Annotated in this window: 16 protein-coding genes; 5 read left to right on the top strand and 11 right to left on the bottom strand. The window is 41.3% G+C overall.

The window, feature by feature from the left end:
- Window positions 1-25: 25 nt before the first annotated feature.
- Window positions 26-718, bottom strand: a complete 693-nt coding sequence (locus ACM0OR_RS02700) for a RibD family protein (RefSeq protein WP_414574898.1) — start codon at window positions 716-718, stop codon at window positions 26-28.
- A gap of 393 nt (window positions 719-1111) precedes the next feature.
- Here ACM0OR_RS02700 and ACM0OR_RS02695 point away from each other — a divergent pair, with 393 nt between their 5' ends.
- On the top strand, window positions 1112-3058 hold the full coding sequence (locus ACM0OR_RS02695) for an ATP-binding protein (protein WP_414574897.1): 1947 nt from the start codon (window positions 1112-1114) through the stop codon (window positions 3056-3058).
- Window positions 3059-3097: 39 nt separating this feature from the next.
- Here the strand turns inward: ACM0OR_RS02695 and ACM0OR_RS02690 are convergent, their stop codons facing one another.
- The 8 genes from ACM0OR_RS02690 to ACM0OR_RS02655 all read right to left on the bottom strand — a co-directional run bounded on the left by ACM0OR_RS02690 (window position 3098) and on the right by ACM0OR_RS02655 (window position 13164).
- Entirely contained in the window at window positions 3098-5683 is a 2586-nt protein-coding gene (locus ACM0OR_RS02690; RefSeq protein WP_414574896.1) for a TonB-dependent receptor domain-containing protein, read from the bottom strand.
- A gap of 180 nt (window positions 5684-5863) precedes the next feature.
- Window positions 5864-6649: an ABC transporter ATP-binding protein gene (locus ACM0OR_RS02685; protein ID WP_414574895.1), complete on the bottom strand. Its 786-nt coding sequence runs from the start codon at window positions 6647-6649 to the stop codon at window positions 5864-5866.
- A complete protein-coding gene (locus ACM0OR_RS02680; protein ID WP_414574894.1) occupies window positions 6646-7701 on the bottom strand; it encodes a FecCD family ABC transporter permease in 1056 nt (351 codons plus the stop codon). Before ACM0OR_RS02680 ends, ACM0OR_RS02685 begins: the two co-directional genes overlap by 4 nt.
- A 24-nt stretch (window positions 7702-7725) precedes the next feature.
- On the bottom strand, window positions 7726-8145 hold the full coding sequence (locus ACM0OR_RS02675) for a type II toxin-antitoxin system VapC family toxin (RefSeq protein ID WP_414574893.1): 420 nt from the start codon (window positions 8143-8145) through the stop codon (window positions 7726-7728).
- Window positions 8145-8444 (bottom strand): helix-turn-helix domain-containing protein, encoded by a 300-nt coding sequence (locus ACM0OR_RS02670; RefSeq protein WP_414574892.1) that lies wholly within the window; start codon window positions 8442-8444, stop codon window positions 8145-8147. Before ACM0OR_RS02670 ends, ACM0OR_RS02675 begins: the two co-directional genes overlap by 1 nt.
- 51 nt (window positions 8445-8495) lie before the next feature.
- A complete protein-coding gene (locus tag ACM0OR_RS02665; protein WP_414574891.1) occupies window positions 8496-9506 on the bottom strand; it encodes an ABC transporter substrate-binding protein in 1011 nt (336 codons plus the stop codon).
- A 33-nt stretch (window positions 9507-9539) separates the two neighbouring features.
- Window positions 9540-12065: a TonB-dependent siderophore receptor gene (locus ACM0OR_RS02660; RefSeq protein ID WP_414574890.1), complete on the bottom strand. Its 2526-nt coding sequence runs from the start codon at window positions 12063-12065 to the stop codon at window positions 9540-9542.
- A 178-nt stretch (window positions 12066-12243) separates the two neighbouring features.
- On the bottom strand, window positions 12244-13164 hold the full coding sequence (locus tag ACM0OR_RS02655; protein ID WP_414574889.1) for a tetratricopeptide repeat protein: 921 nt from the start codon (window positions 13162-13164) through the stop codon (window positions 12244-12246).
- A gap of 158 nt (window positions 13165-13322) precedes the next feature.
- On the opposite strand from ACM0OR_RS02655, the gene ACM0OR_RS02650 reads away from it, so the two are divergent.
- The 3 genes from ACM0OR_RS02650 (at window position 13323) to ACM0OR_RS02640 (ending at window position 15521) form a co-directional block, all read left to right on the top strand.
- Window positions 13323-14261, top strand: coding sequence for an MbnP family copper-binding protein (locus ACM0OR_RS02650; protein ID WP_414574888.1), 939 nt, complete (start codon window positions 13323-13325; stop codon window positions 14259-14261).
- Window positions 14262-14324: 63 nt separating this feature from the next.
- A complete protein-coding gene (locus ACM0OR_RS02645) occupies window positions 14325-14450 on the top strand; it encodes a hypothetical protein (protein ID WP_414574887.1) in 126 nt (41 codons plus the stop codon).
- A complete protein-coding gene (locus ACM0OR_RS02640) occupies window positions 14451-15521 on the top strand; it encodes an MbnH family di-heme enzyme (RefSeq protein ID WP_414574886.1) in 1071 nt (356 codons plus the stop codon). It abuts the gene before it with no gap.
- On the opposite strand, the gene ACM0OR_RS02635 is transcribed toward ACM0OR_RS02640, so the two are convergent.
- Window positions 15498-16538 (bottom strand): Gfo/Idh/MocA family protein, encoded by a 1041-nt coding sequence (locus tag ACM0OR_RS02635; protein ID WP_414574885.1) that lies wholly within the window; start codon window positions 16536-16538, stop codon window positions 15498-15500. The two genes, ACM0OR_RS02640 and ACM0OR_RS02635, sit on opposite strands and share 24 nt — an antisense overlap.
- A gap of 335 nt (window positions 16539-16873) precedes the next feature.
- On the opposite strand from ACM0OR_RS02635, the gene ACM0OR_RS02630 reads away from it, so the two are divergent.
- Window positions 16874-18106, top strand: coding sequence for an RNA-guided endonuclease InsQ/TnpB family protein (locus tag ACM0OR_RS02630; RefSeq protein WP_414574884.1), 1233 nt, complete (start codon window positions 16874-16876; stop codon window positions 18104-18106).
- An 11-nt stretch (window positions 18107-18117) separates the two neighbouring features.
- Here the strand turns inward: ACM0OR_RS02630 and rnc are convergent, their stop codons facing one another.
- Window positions 18118-18840, bottom strand: a complete 723-nt coding sequence (gene rnc, locus ACM0OR_RS02625; RefSeq protein ID WP_323265069.1) for a ribonuclease III — start codon at window positions 18838-18840, stop codon at window positions 18118-18120.
- Window positions 18841-18926: the final 86 nt, after the last annotated feature.

The raw sequence follows: 18926 nt of genomic DNA, 5'->3' as shown, positions 1-18926 counted from the left end.
CCTGATACCCAATGAATAGCGTAATCTAATCTATTGGTTGTTGCAGACGATAATGGAGAAAAACTTCTTGGTTTATTGTTTTAACTTCTAAAAGTTCCAACCGAGGAGCTAACTGTGACATAAACCCTTGACCGTCTACTGGTGTCGGTGAATTTACACCACCTAAGATTAAAGGGCAAACAGTCAGCCATAATTCATCTATTAAATTTGACTCCAGCAGAGAAGCTACCAATGCTCCTCCACCTAAAACAGCCAAGCGTGCTATACCTAGAGGGGCTAAATATTTTAAGGCAGCAATAGGATCAATTTTTCCCGTTGGTGTTTCAAAAACTAAAATCTGGTCAAATTCTGATCGTCCTTGCCAAGATTGTGCGCCTACCGTAGTTGTCAGCAACCAGCGTGTAATTCCTTGCTGAAAAAATTTAATTTCCGGATTGAGGTTGCCAGACTGTGTAGTGACTATATGAATCGGCTGGTTAGTTTTACCTTCTTGTTGTCGATGCTGTAAAAGTATCGGTTGTGATATTGTCCGTGTTGTACCATAGGCGCACAGAGTGCCTGCACCTAATAACACAGCATCAGCAGCAGCAATTTGTTGTTCTAGGTGCGCTTTATCTACATCTGAGCCAAATCGAGCAGGCGATCGCTTAAAATCTGCTATTTTGCCATCTGCACTCATGGCTAAAATTACTGTCGTATATGGACGATTTTGCACCATTAGGTTGGGTTGCTAGTCTGATTGTGTGACTGAAGACAGGAGGCAGTTAAGGAATAGGATCATATCGTATTTCAGATTTTTCGCATAGTTTTGTTCTCAGTTACAAAAACATTTAAAAACTCATAAACATTCTGCCTGCCATCAAGATGGCTGTTGAAAATTTTTCATTTTAAATTCTTCCCCGCGATAGTTGATCAATATGCAGCACAAGTCCATCTCACATCTACCCACTACAATTTTTGGTATAGCACATTGCTTTTTGTGGATTAAATCTTTGATACCTTTGGGGGCTAATTATAAAATATGGGTAAATTTATAAAATGTCTCCTTTAGCTGGTTTAGTTGCATATCTAGACTGTTGTGGTTTTTCAGTTGTGAAGTGAGACGCGCTCGATGGCTAATCCCCGTCAATCATCCTTTAGACGTATTTTAGTAACGAGAATTTTGTTGCTGTTTGTGCCTGTGTTATTGATTGGCCAAATAGCGGCTTTGAATAAGGCACGTTCTAGCTTATTGAACACAGCTCGTCAAAATCTGACGGACAGTGCTGTGATCAAAGGAGAGAAAATTTTAAATGCGATCGCTAATCTCAAAATTAATTTATCACTTGCCAGTCGCACAACGGTTGTCCAGTCGGGGTCAGCAACGGAAATTCAAGAATTTCTCACCCAGTTAACACAAGAATTACCCAACTACGTTGAGTGTTTACAATTAACTAACTTACAAAGTGATAACATCGTTGCCAGTAGCTGCGGTAATCAAGCCATTACGCCAATTAATCTCTCTTTCCCCAGTAACGGGGTAGATATCAGAACCATCCCTCCACCAAAGTCAGGAACTACTGGTCAAAGAAAAACCCAACAACAACTAGGATTAGTTCTTTTAGCACCTGTTTACAATGGCTCTGGGCAATTGCGGTATGCTTTGAGTTTACAATCAGCCTTATACCAACAAACTAAAAATAAACCTGGGTCGCTAACTGGTTCAACCCTGGTCATTGCTGAAGATGGGACGATATTAGCACACCCATTAGTGGACTTGGTGGGGAGTAATATTAGAGAACACCCAGATGCAGCTCAACTCAAAAGTATTATCAAAAATGCGATCGCAGGTAAAAGAGAGTCGATCAATTTGTATTTTCGAGATGGTAGAGAATTAGTTGTCGGTTATACAGCCATTAATGACCCCATCACCATCCAGAAACGACAAAAATGGGTAGTGCTGGCTGTCACAAGCGTAGATAATGCCCTATTAGGTTTAGAAGAAATCAAACTGATTTTGATTGTGTTAACAGTGGGTTTAATTGGTGCTAGCTTACTGGCATCTTTATATTTAGCTCCTTACTTAGCCAATCCTGTAGAAACATTACGAGACTACGCCTTAAATATTCATAGCCACCACGTCGCCAATCCCATACCCCACAACTTCAAAATTCGGGAATTTAATCAGCTAGCACAAGCACTAGACCAAATGGTTGATAGGCTAAAAGCTTGGTCAGAAGAAATAGAAACTGCTTGGAAAGAAGCAAAAACTGCCAACCAAATTAAAAGTCAATTTTTAGCAACAACTTCCCACGAATTACGCAATCCACTCAACATTATTATCAACTCTATCCGCTTTGTTAAAGATGATATGTGTGATAGTCGGGAAGAAGAACTCGAATTTCTAGAACGTGCTGATGAGACAGCTATCCACTTGCTAGGAATTATTAATGATTTACTAGATATTTCCAAAATTGAAGCAGGTAAACTCTCTGTAGTCACAGAACCGCTTGATTTTAGGCAAATCTTACTGGAAGTGATCAATTTGCAGTCAGTGAATGTTCAACACAAAGGTTTGCAGCTAAAAACTAATTTAGGTACGGAAATAATTCCTGTCAAGGCAGATGCAGCCAAACTCAGACAAGTATTAATCAATATTATTGGTAACGCTACTAAATTCACCGATGAAGGTGGTATTACAATTTCCACATCTTTGCATAATACTAGTGGCAAATCTCAAGTCACCGTCACTATCACAGATACAGGTTTAGGAATTGAACCCACGCAACAACAAAAGCTATTCCGTCCCTTTGTGATGGTAGATGGAAACAACACACGTAAACATGAAGGTACAGGCTTGGGTCTGGCAATTTCCCGTAACTTAATTGAACTTATGGGCGGTACGATCACCCTAGAAAGTGCTGGTCTAAACAAGGGAACGTCGGTGAAAATTACTTTACCTCTAATTGAGATATCAAAGCTTACCCCAGCACCAGAAAGTTCAGAAAATTTGGCAGTTAATTCTGACGATTCTGCTGTTACGCAGCCAGAACGGGTGTGTTCAAAAGTCGTTGGTTGAGTGCGATCGCTATTCGTCCCAGAGGCGATCGGTTAATCATCACAGTTGCGCCCGCACCTGAACACCATAAGTTACAGGGTCGCCAAATCCGGCTGTGACGTTTGGTGCTGGGAACAGAAACCCAGAGGTAATATAACGAGTATCAAACAAGTTATTGGCATATAAATAAATACCGTATTGTTCGCCTTCGTAACCAATGCGGGTATTGACCAAGACATAGGGGTCTTGCTTGACTTGGTTGGCATCATCGAAATAAGTCACACCATAACCACGTAGTTCTGCACGGGCAAAAAATCCGCCTCTACTGCGATACTGCGCCGCTAGATTATAGGTAAGTTCTGGCGCGAAAGGAACGCGATTGTCGCTAAAGTCTCCGCCTGTAAGGGGATTTCTGTAGTTTTTAAATCTGCTGTCTACATAGCCAATACCAGCGATTAAATTCAATCCTTGTACTGGCTTGGCTGTGAGTTCAAATTCTAAGCCTGTGACTTTCACATTGGCATTAGTGACGTTTCTAAAAAAGCCAAAATCATCGGTAAGCAGCACTTGATAATTATCTACGTCTGTTTGGAAAACCGAGAGATTGGCCGTGAGACGGTCATCTAACCAAGAAGATTTTAAGCCTGTTTCGTAAGTCCAGGAGGTTTCTTCTTGAAATCGCCGTGTATCTTCTGTATCAGCACGGTAGTTAAATCCACTTGGTCTATAGCCTTTGGCTATGGTGGCATATGCCATAACATTCTGGCTGAAACGATACTGTAAGCCAAACCTGGGGATGAATTCATCATTATTTAGGGTCGCACCGCGTACTTCAGCCGTGGGGGGATTTACACTACCGTCTGTATTTTCAAACACACGACGACGGTCGAGGTCAGTATCAGCCGTTTCGTAGCGCAAACCAGCAAACAAAGTTAGAGGTGTAACTGGCTTGTAATCAACTTGTCCGAAGATGGCGTAAGTATTGCGATATTGTTCTGCGGACACGCGATCGCTTCCCGGTGCTGGTACGCCAAAGGCCACCGCGCCAGCTTCACTATATTTAAAAGTATCATCAATAACTTGAAAATCTCGTGACTCGTAATATCCACCCAACAGCCAGCGAAACCTTTCCGCATTTTCCGGAGATTGGAGGCGAAACTCCTGCGACCACAAGGTAGAATTGATCCCAATAATTTGCTGCAATAAGTCACCGGGGAAGTTATCACCGACTAAGGTATTTTGATTACTAAATCGCCGTGTGGTGATAGATGTAGCCCTAAAGCCATTACCGTTGTAGCTCACTTTCAAAGCCTGGGTGTTAGTGCTGAGGCGATTAAAACCATCGACTTCTTGAGAGATGGTGAAGGGATCGGCGGCATTTTGGCGTGAAAAGGTAGGACTGCCATTGTCGTTATCGCTGGCATAGGCGTTAAATGATATGTTCCATTCTGGGGTAGGTGTCCAGAGAATTTGAGCGCGTCCAGTGACTTGCGATCGCTCTCCTGTTGCCTTGTCAAGAAAGATATTGTTAAATATGCCATCTCGTGCATTGTATGCTCCCGCCAGTCGAAACGAAAGTTGATCGGGGATAATGGCATTACTGAGCGAGAGTTGAAATTCTCGGCTGTTGTAACTTCCATAACCTGCGGTAATGCCAATTTCTGGCTGATTGCTAGGGGAACGAGAAATAATATTCACTACCCCAGCCGGACTGCTTCTACCATAGAGGGTACTTTGAGGGCCACGTAACACCTCTACCCGTTCTAAATCAATTAAAGCAACGTCTATAAAACCGCCGTAATCAAAGGGAACATCATCAATATAAAAGCCAACAGTGTCTTGACTGGCTAAAAAGTTAAAGTTATTTAGCCCCCGCAAGCTGTAGTAACTAAAATCAGCACTCCCTGCTGTGGTGGGAAGAAAAGTAAAATTGGGTGTGTTGTTAGCGATCGCTTGCAAAGAATTGATTTGTCCATCTATGAGTTCCTGCTGAGGAATTATCGTGAGGCTCAGAGGAATATCCTGTGATGCTTCCGGGCGTTTTTGGGCGGTGACTACCAATTCAATCGGTTCATTGGCGTTAGATGATGGTTGTGTGGGTGGTGTTTCGCTACTAGGTTGAGATGTATCCGGTGTTTGTGGTGTTGAGGATGTTGCTGGGGTGATGACCAAAATTAAACCTTCATCGCTGTCATCTAACTCGACCTTGGGAATATCTACATTACCTGTAACGATCACTCGGATAGTATTTGCATCCTGATTTATGACTACTACTTCTGTAATACCTGTAAATGGCTTTTCTTGACGAAATGAATTACCACTAGGTAAACGCAATTGAGCGTTGGAAATATCTGCGATAAATTGATTTCTCTCACTTTTGTTAGAAACTTGCAGCTGATCAGATGTAGGGGTTTCTAATATTATTTCTAAACTGCTAGGAGTTTGATTGAGACGTACACCTGTCACTTGAATAGCTTGACTTGGTTGCTGTGCGAATAATTCTTTAACACTAGTGTGAGTCAGCTGTATCTCACTTAATTGAGGAATGTCTTTAATAGCTATTTCTTCTGAATATGCAGGGAATGCAGTAAAAATTGATATGGTAGATATTAGCCATAGATAAGCAGTTAAACTATATTGTTTCACCCTAGTTCCTCAATCTCACACCAACAATTAATTGATTTGCTGGTTTTCCAGATGTTTCAATTATTATCTGCGAAATTAAGTCAAACTACTGTTGATGTCAAAAGACAGAGTGTCAAACTTAACTGGAAGTCTCAAATGCCAAAAAGCTTGATTCACCGTTGTCTCAGCCTCAACCTAAACTTATTTTTTATTCTCAATTTTCCCATCCAGGAAGAAGCTGATACGCAATTTATCATTGCTGGGATCGTGTTCCACTTTTGACCCCACACCAAACACCTCTCGTATTAAAGCAGGTTGGAGCAATTCTTTCGGTAATCCCGCAGACCTAATTGTTCCTTTGTCTACCACGTAAATGCGATCGCAATAACTAGCAGCTAAATTCAAATCATGTAACGCTGCTATCGTAGTTACACCCAACCCCTTCACCAACTCCAAAAGTTCTAACTGATAGCGGATATCTAAATGATTAGTCGGCTCATCGAGAATCAAAAACTGTGCTTGTTGTGCTAAAGCTCTTGCTACCAATACTCGCTGCTTCTCACCGCCAGAAAGGGAAACAAAGGAACGCTCACAAAACTCCAGCATTCCCACCTGATATAGTGCTTCCCTGACGATATCTCGGTCTTTAGCTGTTTCTCGCTCAAACATTCCTTGATGGGGATTCCTACCCATCCACACCATTTCCTCAACCGTGAAATCAAATTCCGTTGGTGTCTCCTGTAAAACCACTGCTGTCTGTTGCGCCATCTCACGGGGACTCAATTGCCAAATATCTTGACCATTAAGAGTAATTCGTCCTGTATCCGGTTTGAGAACGCGGTAAATACAGCGCAATAGGCTAGATTTCCCACTTCCATTAGGGCCAATCAATCCGACAAACTCACCGGATGCGACTTCCAGATTAATATCCCGCAAAATCGGCGTTTTCTCAATACGGCAAGACAAATTCTCCACTACCAGCCTCATCGTCCCCCTCCCAATGTTTTTGGAGAAAGCTGCATTAACCAAATGAAAAAAGGAGTACCGAAAAGTGCCGTAATAATACCAATAGGTAATTCCTCTGGGGCGATGATGGTGCGTGCTAATACATCTGCCCAAATCAGGAAAATTCCCCCTAGTAACAGGCTTACAGGTAAGACACGGCGATGATCTGAACCCACAAATAAACGGACGCTATGGGGCATCATTAAACCCACAAAACCAATAGCCCCACTCACTGCAACCATCACACCAGTTAATAGTGATGTTACCAAAAATAACTGCTTACGGAAGCGATCGCTATCTGTTCCCAAAGTCATGGCTGTTTCTTCACCAATTAGTAAAGCATTAAGCGATCGCCTCTGCAATAATAAGTAAACCATCCCTATTCCCAGAGATACCATCGGTAAAATCAAATCAGTCCACTTTGTCCCCGACAGTCCCCCCAACAACCAAAATAATACTCGCCGCGCCGCATCACCACTTCCCGCTTTCAACGTCAAAAAACTGGTGACAGCAGAGAATAAGTAAGATACCGCCACACCAGCTAAAATTAACCGAGTCGAAGAAATCCTTCCCTGACGCTGCGCCAACAAAAAAACCACGACAAACGACAACATTGCCCCCAGAAACGCCCCCACAGATACCGCATATATCCCCAGAGAAGCGAAAACCCCAAACAGAATGACTAAAACAGCCCCCACCGACGCACCAGAGGAGACACCAAGGATATAAGGGTCAGCCAGGGAATTTCTTACCAAAGCTTGCATCGTCACACCCACCACCGACAGCCCCGCACCTACAAAAAAAGCCAACAGCACACGCGGGAAGCGAATTAACCACACAATTTGCACCTGTGCAGGTGTCCAATCTCCTGTTAAATTGGGGAATAATTGGGCAAGTGCTATTTGCCAAACTCTTAAAGGCGGAATTGATACTGGGCCAATCATCACAGCTAAGGTGATTGAGCTAATAAGTATAATAATTAAGCTAATTATTAGTAGTTGATAGCGTGTTTTTTGGAATCTCCTTAGTTTCATTCTTTTGGTTAAACAAGAACTTTATCAGTCAACCCAGTTCACAACTCGGATACCAGGAATTTGTTGAAAATGGCGAATATTTCGTGTTACTAACTTAGGTCGATTTGCTAAAGCAATACTAGCAATCAACAAATCTGCCCGTCCGATTTTGCGTAACTTTGGAATCACACGCAGACGGTTAAACTGTTCTGATGCTGCTTGACTTACACCAACAATTAAAAGCGGACGTAGCAATTCCTCTGTCCGAAATAAAAGCTCTTGTGCCTTCAGTAAATCAACTCCTGTTTCTGCTTTGAGGAGGTAATCAATTCGTCCCCGCAACATCTCAACTTTTGTAATAATGGTAATACCAACATCAGGATCTTCTGTTGACTTTAACTGCTTAACTACATTTGACTGTCCAGCATAAAGATGAGTAAGAGTGTCTGTATCAAGCAAAAGCATCAAACATCAGACTCCGCATCAACTTCAGTTCGTCCCCTCTGTTGATAAATTGTTGTTCTCAATTCTGCCAGAGAATCATCATCAGCAAGCATACCGACTTGAGTTAGGAGAACAGAACGACCAGTTTGAGAACGTAACCAGTCATCAATTGCAACCTTCAAAAATCTCCAGTCATTCTCAATTTTGCGCCCAGGAATATTTCCTTGGGAGGCTTGACGCAAAACCGCTTCTATGGGTAGACGCAAGTATGCTGAGGCTTCCTCAAGGGTGAGAACATCTGGTAATGTTATTTGCTCCATAGTTAGCTAATTAGGTTTACTAATTGAATTTGTTCGTGACATACTGTAATCTTACTGTTTAAACTTCTCTGGATACAAAGCCTCTGCTAACTTACTCACCCCCTCAATATTACGAATTCCCGGCATTGTATAACTAAAACCCAGGATAATAAATTTATCTTCCTGCACAGCTTTGAGTTTGGCATAAGCAGGATTAGATTTTAGTAAATGTCGCTTTTCTTCAGCCGATGACCAAGTAGCATCAATCAACACAATTACATCAGGTTGACGGTTAATCACATCTTCCCAATTAACTGTTACCCAAGCTTGTTTTTTTTGAATATCTTTAAAAATGTTTTCCCCACCCGCCAATTCAATAATATGATTGGGCATTCCCCAGTTAGAAACAGTCAGTGGAGGATTTTCGGAATCATACCAGAATATCCGCTTTCTCGTAGTAATTTTACCTAGCCTTCCTTGGGTTATTTGTAATTGCGATCGCAATTCTTTAATCAGCGTTTGCGCCCGTGCTTCCACCCCAAATATCCGCCCAATATCTAATATTTCCTGATAGAGATTATCCATTGTCACCCTATCTGGTCTGAGTTCAAGTTTTTCACATTCAATAGGTAATAAATAAGAATTAATCCCTAACTTTAATAACTCTGTACGTGCGCCAAGGGTTTGATTATCAAATGCACTATCTTCAGTAGTAAACACAAAATCAGGTTCAACACCTAAAAACACTTCCCGCGAGGGATACTTTGCCGCCAATACAGGAATTTTTCTATATGCTTGTTCATACTCTGGTAAAATCGGATTATCTAAATAACCTGTACCCACCATCTGTTTTTCTAACCCTAGAGCCAGCATCACTTCAGTTGCAGATTGAGTCATGGTTACAGCTCGTTTGGGAGGTTGTTTATAAGTAATATTCAAGTCACAATTGTTGATAGTTACAGGTGTATATTCTGTACCTATAGATGTTGTGACATTAGGTGAGACAACCTTTCCCTCACAACCAAAAACTGACCCCAACAGCAGCGAAACCAGGACAATCAAAAAATGTCTTTGCATTCCCATGATCAAAAAATTGTGGTGAATACAGCCTGTTAATTAAAACTCAACCGATATCGTTCCCAAAACAGTAAATGGTGCGGCTGGATCGATATTATAACCGTCTAAATCATAATATTTCACATTAGAAATATTCTTAAAATTGAGAGCGTATCTATAGTTATTCCGCCGATAAAAAACAGAAGCATCAGCGCGGACATAACTAGGAACTTCAAAAGTATTGGGTAATCTTACCTCCTGTTCTCCAACATAATACAAACCAACCCCTAAACCTAAACCCTGGAGACTTCCCGTTTGAAATTCGTAAGTCGTCCACAATCCCAAACTATGTTCCGGTACACCAACTAATCTATCGCCTACAGGAATCCTATTATCTTTTGTCACCGTACCATCAATATAGGCATAGTTAGCAATTACTTTCCATCCTGGTAAAATTTCCCCAGCAATATCAAATTCAATCCCTTTACTTTCCTGTTCTCCTGTTTGGACGCTAAATCTAGAATCTACTGGATCTCGTGTTAAAACATTTTGCTTAGTAACCTGGAAAAATGCTAAAGTCGCCGAAAGCTTATCATTGAGAAAATTCTGCTTAACTCCTACTTCAAATTGTTCAGTATTTTGAGGTTCAAATTGCTCATTTGTGCGGCCACGTGCTTGAAATTGCGGCGAAAATCCGTTTGTCCAATTAAAGTACAAGGAAGTAGTTTTCGTAGGTTGATATACAAGTCCAACTCTAGGAGAGAATCTACTATCAGATTGTTCATCTAATAATTCATTCGTAACTCTATCTTCCCGACTGTATTCGTTAAAATCGACCCTACCACCTAATAAAACTTTGAAATTTGGTGTTAATTCAATCAAGTTTTGGGCAAATACACCGACATTTTGAGAAACAATTTTTCGTCCAAATGGTTCACCACCTGTTGAAATGGGAGTTCCACCATATTGAGGGTTAAAAATATCTATTGGTAATTCCTCATCTGGGGCAAATATATAATTAAATAAGTTATAGGCTAAATCCACACCAAATAAAACATTGTGACGAATTGCACCTGTAGAGAATTTACCAGAGATTTGGTTTTGAAAAGTTATATTTGCGTGTTCCTCTTCCGATGCAGTAATAAAACGATTCAGGGTGCGTCTATCGTCTTGTAAAGAACCATAATATGTGTATTTGGCATCATCTAATTTTGCCCCCAGGACATTAAAACCTTGACGAAATGACCAATCTTTACTGAATTCGCTATCAAGAGTGTAGGTAAACGAATTAAAGGTAAAATTACCATTAGCAAAATTTGGCTCTCCTAAAAACCGACTTCTCGGAAGCCTCAACGATTCTGGTTGAATGGGTATTCCTTGGTCAAATACCACATTATATTTTTGATGTTCAAACTCAAAAGTTATTTTGGTCTTTTCTCCCACTTTCCACTCGATAACCGGAGAAATAAAGAAGCTATCATTTCTCACAAAATCGCGGAAACTATCAGCATTTTCGTAAGCAATATTTAGCCGATATAAAACTGATTTATCATCTGTTAAAGGGCCTGTAATATCTAAAGTAGGACGAATAAAGTTATAACTGCCGTAGGTCAAACTAGCGTTATAGTAAGGTGTTTCTAGTGGCTTTTTTGTCACCGTATTTACTAACCCACTTCCACCTGCATACTGTGTGGGACTACCTCCATAAAGTACGGCTGCTGGCCCTTTGAGAAATTCGACTCTTTCGATATTCGCCACATCACGAGGACTAAAATAACCGTAGTCGGGAAACCCATTTCTGAGAGTTTCAAAGTTAGTCAAAAACCCTCTAATTCTATAACCTTGGGAAGACACACCCCCATATCCCCGTTCTGGTTGGACACCGCTAACGTTATCTGCTAATTCCGAAAGACGCACCACATTTCTATCTTCAATTACCTGACGCGGAATAACTTGAATTGATTGGGGAATATCTCGCAGTGGCGTATTGGTCCTAGTTGCGGTGACAGCATCGGGTACAGAATAGGTGTCACGTTCTCCTGTCACCGTCAATTCAATGGGTTCATTTGCTGGTGTTTCGCTAGTAGGTGATGTAACTGGTGTGACGACGAAAATTAAACCTTCATCGCTATCATCTAACTCAACTTTTGGTATAGCGGTTTCACCCGTTACTGTCACCCGAATATTATTTGCATCTTGATTTGTGACTACTACTTCTGTAATTCCTGCAAATGGTTTTTCTTGCCGAAATAAATTACCATTAGGTAAACTTAATTGCGCGTTAGGAATATCTACAATGAAGTTATTTTCCTCACTCTTGTTAACTATTTGCAACTTATCAGATGCAGGAATTTCTAATATGATTTCTAAAGTGTTAGGAGTTGGATTGAGGCGTACACCTGTCACTTGAATAACTTGACTTTGTTGCTGTGCGAATAATTCTTTAACGCTTGTGTGAGGAAGCTTTATTTCGCTTAATTGAGGTATGTCTTTAATAGCTAGTTCTTGTGAATATGCAGGGAAGGCATTCAAAATTGATATGGTAGAAGTCAGCCACAGATAAGCAAATAAACTATGTTGTTTCACCCTTGTTCCTCAGACCGTTGACGGTAAATTACACCACAAAGTAAATACTGTGACAATAAGTCAAACTGCTACTTATGTCAAACGACATATTGTCAAACTTAACTTGATTTATATTTTCAGGGAAACTTGTGATTTGGCTTTGCTGATGTTGATGTTATTGTCACTTCTCAATACCATTCTAGATGAGAGCAATTTCTAACTGCGATGAGAGTTGTTGTTGCAGATTTTTCAGTAGGTTTAAAGTTTTTTCATAGTTTGTAGTTGCTCCCTCTTGGGCAAAGTATTCTACAGCCTTTTGTAAATCTGCGATCGCTGCTTGTTCATGACCAAGTTGATGATTAGCTATACCTCGATTCAGATAAGCTTGGGCATTGTGAGGTTGAAGTTGAAGTGACGCGGTAAAATCCCTAATGGCACAAGAGTCATCACCGCTTCTACCACAAGCACAACCACGATTATAGTAAGCTCTATAGTCATGGGGATTGAGATGGATTGCCTTGGAGAAATTACCCATAGCACTTGGCAAATTTGATAATTCAAACCAAGCTAATCCTCGGTCATTGTAAATATCTGCAAGACGTAAAGTAGATGTTTGAGGAATCGTGATTAATGCTAGATTGTAATCAGAGATAGCTTGTTGATAATTCCCCAACATTGCATGGGCTATGCCTCGGTTATAGTAAGCTCGGAAATCGTGAGGCTTGAGAGCAATAACTTGATTATTGTCAGCGATCGCTTCCCCATATTCCTCTAGTCTGTGATATGCTATACCCCGATTGAGATGTGCTTCCACATTGTCAGGATTTAATTTGAGAGCTTGATTGCAATCAGCGATCGCATTTTGATAATCGGCTAATTGTAGATAAGCTAGACAGCGATCGCTATAAGCTGGCGCAGAATCCTTCCGTAACTCAATCGCCGCATTAAAATTTTCGATAGCTTCTTGGTAATTGCCATGTAACAATTTCTCTATTCCTGATTGGAGAAATATACTTGCTGTATTTGGCTTTTTAACTGTAGATAATGAGTGTGCAGGTGCAGCGAAAACAAAACCAGCAAACGTCACAGCAATACTAAAACTCAAGATGAATCGGTTCATGGAATGAAGAGAAACAACAGCCGATCAACTAAACAACTTCATTTTCATGTTCATTCTTCCCATAGTCAAAAGACAACCTGTCTTAGTGATGACCAAATTAAACTCTTCCCTAAGTTTGACAATTGGTCATTTGACAGCAGATCATCCATTACTGAGAATTGGAAGATACCTTAAAACAACCCATAGGTGAAGTGATGCAATTGTCTGCCAAATTAGCGGTGTTCACGTTAGTAACAATTCCCTGCACCGCAATTCTGGGGAATTACGCCATCAGTTTAGCTTCTACTACTGAAACTCAAGAAGTAATAATTAGATTTAATAGTAAAGTTGCTCAACAGCCCTTTGAATGTGGCAAAACCTACACTTTAGGTAAACCAGCCAAAAAATTTACTCTCTCTGACTTTCGCTTCTATGTGTCTGATGTAGCTTTAATTGATATCAATGGTAAAGCTGTACCCCTCACCTTAACCCCGGATGGTAAATGGCAATACCAAAATACCGCCCTGCTAGACTTTGAAAATAAATCTGGTGCTTGCGTTAATGGCACAGTAGAAACACGTAATCAAGTGATTGGTAAAGTCCCCAAAGGCAATTATCAAGGACTGCAATTTACCTTGGGTATCCCTTTCCATCTCAATCATGAGGATTCCGTCACCGCCCCATCACCCCTAAATTTAACCGCCCTCTGGTGGAACTGGCTGTCTGGTTACAAATTTGCTCGCATTGATTTAGAGAAACATAGTCACACTAGCCCAGGCGCGAAACATAGTGAACAAAATCATCAGGCGCAGGGTTTCCCCATCCATTTGGGTAGCACTGGTTGTCAAGCTCAAACAGGTAGTCAAAAACCCTCATCTTGTAAAAATCCCAATACCGCGAAGGTTGTCTTGACTAAATTTGATCCCAACAAAAATATAGTGGTTGCAGACCTAGCCGCGTTGTTAACAAACACAAATTTAACCATCAACCAACCAAAGACCCCTCCAGGTTGTATGTCATCTCCCGATGATGGCGATTGTGTGGGCATTATGACTAATTTTGGTCTGCCCTTTGGTAATCAACCTGCTTCTGAACAGAAATTCTTTAGATTTGAGTGATGGGAATTAGGCAAGATGCCCCCCCTGCTTCTTCTTAGCTCTGAAATTGCCCCGAATTCTCCCATGAAATTAACTCGTTTGCTGACTCTAGCTGTGATTTGTCTGTTGTCGCTTTGTCTTGCAATGGGACTGAGTAAAGCATTTGGCACATCACCGACTTCAGAATATGACTGGAATCTCCCAACTTAGATGCCGAAGCCAATTGTCCCAGCAGATAACCCAATGAGTTCGCAAAAAGTGGAGTTGGGACGGCATCTTTTCTATGAGAAGCGGTTATCAATCACGGGTGAATTCTCTTGTGCGTCTTGCCATATTCAGTCTTTAGCTTTTACTGATGGAAAAACGGTGGCGTTGGGAGCAACTGGCGAAAAACACCCCCGTAACTCCATGAGTCTCGCTAATATTGGCTATAACCCGGTATTAACTTGGGCTAACCCTTTGATGACTAAGTTGGAAACTCAAGCTTTAGTACCCATGTTTGGGGAACACCCGGTAGAAATGGGTATGGTAGGACGGGAACAACAAATATTAACCATGCTGCGGGATGACTCTAAATATCGACAGATGTTTGCAGCAGCGTTTGGAGAAAGTCAGGAAGCAATTAGCTTGAGTAATCTGACTAAAGCTTTAGCAGCTTTTGAACGTACTTTGATTTCTGTAAACTCTCCTTATGATCGTTATCGCTTCGGTGGCGACTCTCATGCTATTTCAAAAGCTGCTAAACGGGGAGAAAAGTTATTCAACAGCGAACATCTAGAATGTTTTCATTGTCACGGTGGAATTAATTTTAGTGATTCGGTGATGCACGATCGCCTGGCTTTTGTGGAAATCGCTTTTCACAACACTGGGCTATATAATATTGACGGCAAAGGAGCTTACCCACCAGATAATACTGGCGTTTATGAAATTACTACCAAACCCTCCGATATGGGACGTTTCAAAGCTCCAACTCTGCGAAATATTGCTCTGACTGCTCCCTATATGCACGATGGTAGTATCCCAACTCTAGAAGCAGTTATCGACCACTACAAAGCGGGTGGGAGAACGATTCATACAGGAAACTTTGCGGGAGTAGGCAGCAAAAATCCTTTCAAAAGTGAATTTATTAGCGGTTTTGAATTAACTGAAGCTGAAAAAAATGACCTGATAGCTTTCCTGAAAAGTTTGACTGATGAAATATTTATCCATAACCCTGCTTTTAGTAATCCCAACTTGATTAACCCAAACTCAGGTTTATTAGGGATTTTTGAGGAAAATTGATTGACCATTCTGACGCAAAGACTCTGTAAGTGCAGAGAGAATTTTGACTAACTCTGTACCTACCCAACCTGATGAAATTTTTGGGGGGGTGTTCTGGAGGATACTGGTTACAAAGGTGCGGCAAACTCTTTGTAAAGGTTCTCCTTTTTGTAATTCCAGCACTTCTTGACTTTGATTCACTGGTAAAAAGAGATTTCCCTGCTGTTCAAACTCACCATGTAATAAAGTTAAGGGTGATGATGGTGACATTTCATCAAAGACCAAAGTACCAAGGCTACCTACTACGGCTAATCGACGCTGTTTATCAGGATTTAACCAGCACAGATGAATAAAAGCTTGAAAACCATTCGGGTAGGTGAGTGTTACCCAAACTAAATCAGCTAAACCTGATGGTGAGGTGTTAGTTTGCTGACTCTCTTCAGCTTGTAGCCACACCTTACCTGTTGCCTGTACGCTGATGGGTAGTTGACCTAACCAGTTGTTGAAGATGGCAATATCATGAATGGCTAAATCCCAGAGTGCATCGACATCTTGGCGGACAGGTCCTAAATGGGTACGTGCTGCATAGCCGTAACGCAAATCACCTAATTTACCTGCTTGGACTACAGCTTTTCCGCCCTCAACGGCTGGGTGGAATAAATAAGTGTGGTCAACCATCAGTATCAATTGCTTCTGCTCTGCCAGTTGGCAAAGTTCCTGGCATTCTACTGGGTCTAGAGTTAAAGGTTTTTCGGCTAAAACGTGACAACCCCAGTTGAGAGCGTCTTTAACTAAAGCATAATGGGTAGTAGCAGGAGTTGCGATCGCAACTGCTGTTAACCCTGACAATTGCTGTAAATCTTGCCACTGGGTCGTTAATACAACACTTTCATCTAAGTTAAATTGCTGTTTGATTACCGCCAATCTTTCTGAGTGCGGATCTACTACCGCCACTACATTAACTTGAGGTAGTGCTAAAAAATTCCGCAGTAAATGCACTCCCCAACGCCCAACCCCAATAACAGCAATGTTAATCATGAGTTATTAGTCAATAGTCACTAGTTAATAGTCATTGGTAAATTATCAAGCGTCAACCCCTAGTAGATCATCAAATGTGAATTGAGGCATAAGCAAGTTCGTAGTAAGGACTTTAGTCCTTAGAAAAATCAGGACTAAAGTCCTTACTACGAACCCTCAAAACTAACTTGATAGACTACTAGAGGCAATCCAAAATTTATCGAAAATTTGGGTTGAAAACCCCGTCCTTATAGGACGGCTTTATGCTTTTGTGGTAGCATAAGAATGTGGTTAATTGGTCATACCACAAAGTGGTACGTAGTAGCTTTGCGTAGCATCTTTGCCAGAGGAAAGCCATGATTGTTTACGAGTTTAAAGTTAAGGGTAAAGAAAAGCAATATCAGGCAATCAACGAAGCAATCCGTACCAGCCAATTCATTCAGAATAAGTGCTTGCGCTACTGGATGGATAACAAGGATTCAAAGGTAGATAAGTATGCTTTGAATAAGTATTGTGCTGTGTTAGCTGCGGAATTTCCCTTCGCCTCGGAACTTAACTCAATGGCTAGACAATCTGCTGCTGAACGTTCTTGGAGTGCAATTTCTCGGTTTTACGACAACTGTAAAAAGAAGGTCAAAGGTAAAAAGGGGTTTCCTAAATTTAAGAGAAACTGCCGTTCAGTTGAATATAAATCAACGGGATGGAAGCTAACTCTTACTCGTAAGTCGATAACTTTTTCAGACAAGAAAGGTATTGGAACTCTGAAATTAAAGGGGACTTACGACCTGAATTACTACGACATCAAGCAGATTAAGCGTGTCCGTTTGGTACGTCGTGCTGATGGCTATTACGCCCAATTTGCAATTGATACTGATGCAAGGATAGAAACTCAACCCTCACATCAATTAGTGGGTATTGACTTGGGATTGAAGTATTTCATTGCTGATAATAAAGGCAATGTAGAACCATCCCCCCAATTCTACCGCAAGTCAGAAAAACAGTTAAACCGTGCTAATCGCAAAAAGTCTAAAAAGTTCAGTAAAGACAAAAAGAAAGCTCGCGCAAGGCAATCTAACAATTACCACAAAGCTAGAAATAGATATGCTCGTAAGCATTTAAGAGTAAGTAGGCAACGAAAAGAGTATTGCAAGAGATTGGCATACTCCGTTATCCAATCTAATGATTTGGTAGCTTATGAAGACTTGAATGTCAAAGGGTTGGTACGTAATCGACATCTAGCTAAATCAATTAGTGACGCTGGTTGGTCAACTTTCCGCCTGTGGTTGGAATATTTTGGTCAGAAATATGGGAAAGTGACAGTTGCTGTTCCTCCCCATAACACGAGTCAAAATTGTTCTAACTGTGGTGAGAAAGTGCAGAAATCTTTGTCTACAAGGACTCATGTTTGTCCACATTGCGGATATGTGGAAGACAGAGATATCAACGCAGCAATCAACATTTTGAGACTAGGACTCAGTACGGTAGGGCATACCGGAACTTACGCTACAGGAGATTTGCCCTCTTGGGCGATTGGCCTCGGCCTGTCGTCTAACGGCGAGTCTGTGAATGTAGAATTCCCACGCCTTTAGGCTGGGGAGTGTCAAACAGGATCTTCCTTGGGAATGACTGCTAAAAATGCTATTTTGGCGGCGGCTTGTTCGGCGGCTTTGATCGAGCGTCCTTTACCTTCACCTAGTTTTTTATCATACAGCCAGACTTCAGCCATGAAACGCTCTTGAGTGCGGTTGGCTTGATTGACTTCCACCACTCGATATTCTGGTAAAACTTTGTATTGGGCTTGCGTCCACTCTTGGAGGGCTGCTTTGTAATTGAGCCTGGCAGGATCAAGGCGAATTTCAGCCGCCAGTTGGCGAAAGTGAGGGTCTAACCAACAGTGAATCAATTCTAAATTATTGGTACTGAGGTAAAACGCGCCTAAAACAGCCTCAAAAGCATCTGCAAGTCGTGATTCTTGACCAATTTTATCGCTGGTGGCACTACCGGCGACTAATAAATGTAACTCTAAACCATATTCTCTAGCTAATTGTGCCAGGATGCGATCGCTCACCAAAACTGAACGAATGGCGGCAAAATCTCCCACAGGGCAATCTGGATAAGTTTCCCATAAAACCACAGCCGCCGCTAATCGCACTACTGCATCACCGACAAACTCCAGTTGTTCATAATTAGCTGAATCGGAAACCGTAGGATGAGTTAAAGCTAAGTCTAGTAATTCCCACTTAATCGGTGCAGTGGTTGGCAGACCTAATTTTCTTACTAAACTTTCAAGCTGTCGCTGACGACGTGGATAAACAAGGCTCATTAGTTATTAGTCATTAGTCAACAGTTGATAGTTGACAGTTGATAGTTGACAGGTATCAATCATTAGTCAACAGTTGATAGTCGTTA

Origin of the sequence: Anabaena sp. CCY 9402-a (assembly GCF_963920945.1) — a bacterium.
Taxonomy (GTDB): Bacteria; Cyanobacteriota; Cyanobacteriia; order Cyanobacteriales; family Nostocaceae; genus Trichormus; species Trichormus minutissimus.
The sequence above is the reverse complement of the archived record's forward strand: the minus strand, read 5'-3'. Positions and strand labels throughout refer to the sequence as shown.

Bases quoted from the DNA above. Each gene is read 5' to 3' on its own strand.
- ACM0OR_RS02700 (WP_414574898.1), bottom strand. From the start codon at position 718: ATGGTGCAAAATCGTCCATATACGACAGTAATTTTAGCCATGAGTGCA.
- ACM0OR_RS02695 (WP_414574897.1), top strand. From the start codon at position 1,112: ATGGCTAATCCCCGTCAATCATCCTTTAGACGTATTTTAGTAACGAGA.
- ACM0OR_RS02685 (WP_414574895.1), bottom strand. From the start codon at position 6,649: ATGAGGCTGGTAGTGGAGAATTTGTCTTGCCGTATTGAGAAAACGCCG.
- ACM0OR_RS02680 (WP_414574894.1), bottom strand. From the start codon at position 7,701: ATGAAACTAAGGAGATTCCAAAAAACACGCTATCAACTACTAATAATT.
- ACM0OR_RS02675 (WP_414574893.1), bottom strand. From the start codon at position 8,145: ATGCTTTTGCTTGATACAGACACTCTTACTCATCTTTATGCTGGACAG.
- ACM0OR_RS02670 (WP_414574892.1), bottom strand. From the start codon at position 8,444: ATGGAGCAAATAACATTACCAGATGTTCTCACCCTTGAGGAAGCCTCA.
- ACM0OR_RS02665 (WP_414574891.1), bottom strand. From the start codon at position 9,506: ATGGGAATGCAAAGACATTTTTTGATTGTCCTGGTTTCGCTGCTGTTG.
- ACM0OR_RS02655 (WP_414574889.1), bottom strand. From the start codon at position 13,164: ATGAACCGATTCATCTTGAGTTTTAGTATTGCTGTGACGTTTGCTGGT.
- ACM0OR_RS02645 (WP_414574887.1), top strand. From the start codon at position 14,325: ATGAAATTAACTCGTTTGCTGACTCTAGCTGTGATTTGTCTGTTGTCG.
- ACM0OR_RS02640 (WP_414574886.1), top strand. From the start codon at position 14,451: ATGCCGAAGCCAATTGTCCCAGCAGATAACCCAATGAGTTCGCAAAAA.
- ACM0OR_RS02635 (WP_414574885.1), bottom strand. From the start codon at position 16,538: ATGATTAACATTGCTGTTATTGGGGTTGGGCGTTGGGGAGTGCATTTA.
- ACM0OR_RS02630 (WP_414574884.1), top strand. From the start codon at position 16,874: ATGATTGTTTACGAGTTTAAAGTTAAGGGTAAAGAAAAGCAATATCAG.
- rnc (WP_323265069.1), bottom strand. From the start codon at position 18,840: ATGAGCCTTGTTTATCCACGTCGTCAGCGACAGCTTGAAAGTTTAGTA.